This is a genomic window from Cellulomonas sp. P5_C6 (genome assembly GCF_054049635.1).
The window spans coordinates 1-2,416 of sequence record NZ_JBFULZ010000319.1 but is presented as its reverse complement, the minus strand read 5'-3'; the positions used below and the strand labels follow the sequence as shown (position 1 = coordinate 2,416).

Below are 2,416 nucleotides of genomic sequence, written 5' to 3'. Positions count from 1 at the left end.
CGGTCAGCCGGTGGCGGGTGCTGACGCTGCCGACGCTCCGACCTCGTGCCCTCGTGCGCTGGCCGGGCAGCCGCTGGCCGTCGTGGGTGCGCGACGAGCCCCGCGCGGCGCTGGCGGCCGTCCTGGAGACGCCTGAGGGGCCCCTGACGGCGGTAGCGACGCACCTGACCGTGATCCCGGGCTGGACGTCGCGCCAGCTGCGCTACCTCACCGCGCAGACCAGCACCCTTCCCCGACCCCTCGTGCTCATGGGCGACCTCAACCTCGAGCGGCCGGTCCGGACCACCGGCCTCCGACCGCTCGTGCACGCCGCGACCTATCCCGTCGAGGCCCCCGTCCGCCAGCTCGACCACATCCTCGCGGACGGTCCCGTGCACGCCGTCGCCGTCGGCCGCGCGGTCGACGCCGGCCTGTCCGACCACCGGGCTCTCGTCGTCGACGTCGAGCTGACCTGAGACGCACCGAGGGCCGGCGCGGATCGCTCCGCACCGGCCCTCGGTGGTGGTCCAGCGTCTGTCGACGCGATCAGGACAAGGTCACTTGACCGAGCCCTCGACCGCCTTCACCCAGACGTTCTTGTTGTCGGCCCCGTACTTGTAGACGCCGATGAAGGCGCTGGACGGGTCGTTGTCCGCGTTGAACGGACCCACGCCGGCCTGGCCCTTGTACTGGATGTCCTTGCCGTCGTCGAGCAGCTTGACGCAGTCGGCGAACGACTTGCACTCCTCGCCGCCGTTCGCGCCCGAGACCGCCGCCAGGTTCTTCTGGATGGTCTCGCCGTCCGTGCCCTTGCCCTTCACGGCCGCGAGGGCCGCGAGGATGGTGGCGTCGTACGACTCGGGACCGTAGGCGAAGTCCTTGAGGTTGGCGTCGACGGTCTTCAGCTTGGCCTGGAAGTCGTCGCTCGGGAACGCACCGGGGATGGTGCCCTGAGCGCCCTCGAGGGTGCCCGGCTGGAAGTCCGCCGAGTAGTCCGCCGTGTTGCCGTCGACGAGGTAGACCGTCGACGGGTCGACGCCCGCGCCGATGAGCGCCGGGATGATCTGCTTCGTCTGCTCGAAGGCCAGGACCACGACGGCGTCGGGCTTGGTGGCCAGGAGGGCCGTGATGTCGGAGTCGAAGCTGCTGGCAGCCGGGTCGAACTCCTGGCCCTTCTTGCCGTACGTGATGGTGCCGCCGGCGCCCTCGACCGTCGACTCGACGACGTCGCGCAGCGACGTGCCGTAGTCGTCGTTGAAGACGAGGATGCCCACGTTGGAGTGGCCGTCACCCGTGATCAGGTTGCCGAGCGCCGCGCCCTGGACCGTGTCCGGCGGAGCGGTGCGGAAGTAGTACGGCGAGTAGCCGGACAGCTTGGTGGCCGTGTTGGCCGGCGAGATCTGCACGACCTTCGCCGCCGTGATGTCGTCCACCACGTTCAGCGTCACCGACGAGGAGGCCGCACCGATGATGACCTGGACCTTCTTGGAGAGCAGGTCGGTCACGGACTGCGTGGCGACCTCGGCGTGGTCGGCGTCGGACGAGTCGGCGTCCTCCTGGACGACGTCCTTGCCCAGCACACCGCCGGCCTCGTTGATCTCCTTGATGGCAAGCCCGACGCCCGCGATCTCGGGCGGGCCGAGGTAGGCGAGCGACCCGGTCTGCGGGAGCAGCGTGCCGACGATGAGGGCGTCTGCGGAACCGGAGGCCGTGCCACCGTCGGACGCGTCGTCGCTGCTGCCGCCGGAACCGCCACAGGCGGTGAGGACCAGCGCGGCCGCACCGGCCAGGGCCGCGGCCCGAACTGCGTGAGTCGAACGAATCATGCGTGGTACCCCTCTGTGAGTACTTCGATCCGCCGGACCCCGGTAGGGATCCTGCAGGTGTGGCGCGAAGGTACTCATTGTTTGTGTCCGCGATGTGAATCAACATGTCTCAGCGCGGGTTGTTGCCAAGTTGTGACCGACCAGTAACTACGAAACTGGACGGATGACCGGCATCTCGCGGGTCCGGACATGACGAAGGCCGGCCCGATCGTCGCCGGGCCGGCCTCGTGTCGTTCACCCGTCAGGACGAACCGCCACCGACCTGCTCGATGACCGCGTCGGCCACCTCGCGCATGGTGAGCCGACGGTCCATCGAGGTCTTCTGGATCCAGCGGAACGACTCCGGCTCGGTGAGACCCATCTTCGTCATGAGCAGGCCCTTGGCCCGGTCGACGCGCTTGCGGGTCTCGAACCGCTCGGCGAGGTCGGCCACCTCGGACTCGAGCGCCGTGATCTGCGCGTACCGCGAGATCGCGATCTCCACCGCGGGAAGTAGGTCCGCGGGGCTGAACGGCTTGACGACGTACGCCATGGCGCCGGCGTCGCGCGCCCGCTCCACGAGCTCCTTCTGCGAGAAGGCCGTCAGCAGCACCACCGGAGCGAGGTGTGCC

General features: G+C 69.4%; 3 protein-coding genes. 1 reads left to right on the top strand and 2 read right to left on the bottom strand.

What is annotated here, in order from left to right:
- Positions 1–455, top strand: a 455-nt coding sequence (locus ACXJKG_RS20680) for an endonuclease/exonuclease/phosphatase family protein (RefSeq protein ID WP_456847599.1), incomplete at its 5' end; no start/stop codon positions are given.
- Positions 456–536: 81 nt separating this feature from the next.
- On the opposite strand, the gene ACXJKG_RS20675 is transcribed toward ACXJKG_RS20680, so the two are convergent.
- Together ACXJKG_RS20675 and ACXJKG_RS20670 are read right to left on the bottom strand one after the other, a co-directional pair.
- Positions 537–1,805 carry an ABC transporter substrate-binding protein gene (locus ACXJKG_RS20675; protein ID WP_456847598.1) on the bottom strand — a complete coding sequence of 423 codons (1,269 nt, stop codon included), beginning with the start codon at positions 1,803–1,805 and terminating at the stop codon, positions 537–539.
- A 241-nt stretch (positions 1,806–2,046) separates the two neighbouring features.
- On the bottom strand, positions 2,047–2,416 hold a 370-nt coding region (locus ACXJKG_RS20670), incomplete at its 5' end, for an ANTAR domain-containing response regulator (protein WP_456847597.1).